Source organism: Chryseobacterium sp. Tr-659 (assembly GCF_011752975.1).
Taxonomy (GTDB): Bacteria; Bacteroidota; Bacteroidia; order Flavobacteriales; family Weeksellaceae; genus Chryseobacterium.
In genome coordinates this window covers 1-2,001 of record NZ_VWWP01000018.1, presented here as the reverse complement: position 1 = coordinate 2,001, position 2,001 = coordinate 1, and the positions used below count along the sequence as shown (strand labels likewise).

At 45.9% G+C, this 2,001-nt stretch carries 1 rRNA gene; it reads left to right on the top strand.

From position 1 onward, the window contains the following. Positions 1-330: 330 nt before the first annotated feature. Positions 331-1,847: ribosomal RNA gene (locus tag F3J23_RS21490) — 16S ribosomal RNA — on the top strand. The last annotated feature ends 154 nt before the right edge of the window (positions 1,848-2,001 follow it).

The window sequence follows — 2,001 nt, the reverse complement described above, 5'->3', positions numbered from 1 at the left end:
AAAAAAAACTTTAACTTTTTATCAAATAAAAGTTGTGAGATAAAAAAGAGTTTGTATCTTTGCAGTCCCAAATAATGGGAGCGCAGGAGTAGGAGATTGAGGGTTAAGAGAGAGCTTAAGGTTACTTAAAAAACTTTAAAATTTTCTTTCAAAACATTTGGTCATTACGAAATAAAGTTTTACTTTTGCACTCGCAAATACGGAGCGACACTGACAGAGAAGATTGCTACGTTATAAAGCGGAAGATATAAAGATCATTGACATACAATATAACAACCAAGTAAGGAAAAACTAAAGCGTTAAAAAACTTTGAGTGAGTCAGACAAACATACAATGGAGAGTTTGATCCTGGCTCAGGATGAACGCTAGCGGGAGGCCTAACACATGCAAGCCGAGCGGTATTTGTTCTTCGGAACAGAGAGAGCGGCGTACGGGTGCGGAACACGTGTGCAACCTGCCTTTATCAGGGGGATAGCCTTTCGAAAGGAAGATTAATACCCCATAATATAAGAGACGGCATCGTTTTTTATTGAAAACTGAGGTGGATAAAGATGGGCACGCGCAAGATTAGATAGTTGGTGAGGTAACGGCTCACCAAGTCTGCGATCTTTAGGGGGCCTGAGAGGGTGATCCCCCACACTGGTACTGAGACACGGACCAGACTCCTACGGGAGGCAGCAGTGAGGAATATTGGACAATGGGTTAGCGCCTGATCCAGCCATCCCGCGTGAAGGACGACTGCCCTATGGGTTGTAAACTTCTTTTGTATAGGGATAAACCTACCCTCGTGAGGGTAGCTGAAGGTACTATACGAATAAGCACCGGCTAACTCCGTGCCAGCAGCCGCGGTAATACGGAGGGTGCAAGCGTTATCCGGATTTATTGGGTTTAAAGGGTCCGTAGGCGGATGTGTAAGTCAGTGGTGAAATCTCACAGCTTAACTGTGAAACTGCCATTGATACTGCATGTCTTGAGTGTTGTTGAAGTAGCTGGAATAAGTAGTGTAGCGGTGAAATGCATAGATATTACTTAGAACACCAATTGCGAAGGCAGGTTACTAAGCAACAACTGACGCTGATGGACGAAAGCGTGGGGAGCGAACAGGATTAGATACCCTGGTAGTCCACGCCGTAAACGATGCTAACTCGTTTTTGGGCTTTCGGGTTCAGAGACTAAGCGAAAGTGATAAGTTAGCCACCTGGGGAGTACGTTCGCAAGAATGAAACTCAAAGGAATTGACGGGGGCCCGCACAAGCGGTGGATTATGTGGTTTAATTCGATGATACGCGAGGAACCTTACCAAGGCTTAAATGGGAAATGACAGGTTTAGAAATAGACTTTTCTTCGGACATTTTTCAAGGTGCTGCATGGTTGTCGTCAGCTCGTGCCGTGAGGTGTTAGGTTAAGTCCTGCAACGAGCGCAACCCCTGTCACTAGTTGCCATCATTAAGTTGGGGACTCTAGTGAGACTGCCTACGCAAGTAGAGAGGAAGGTGGGGATGACGTCAAATCATCACGGCCCTTACGCCTTGGGCCACACACGTAATACAATGGCCGGTACAGAGGGCAGCTACACAGCGATGTGATGCAAATCTCGAAAGCCGGTCTCAGTTCGGATTGGAGTCTGCAACTCGACTCTATGAAGCTGGAATCGCTAGTAATCGCGCATCAGCCATGGCGCGGTGAATACGTTCCCGGGCCTTGTACACACCGCCCGTCAAGCCATGGAAGTCTGGGGTACCTGAAGTCGGTGACCGTAACAGGAGCTGCCTAGGGTAAAACAGGTAACTAGGGCTAAGTCGTAACAAGGTAGCCGTACCGGAAGGTGCGGCTGGAACATCTCATTTTAGAGCGTCGTTAGACGATAAAAAAACAAGTATCGCAAGATACAGAACTTACTTAAAGTTCAAGCTTTAGTTTTTTGTTTGGTTGATATATAAAAATACAAAACCCACTAGAAATTAGTAAAGGGATTGAGAGAGACAAGGATTAAGAAAAGAG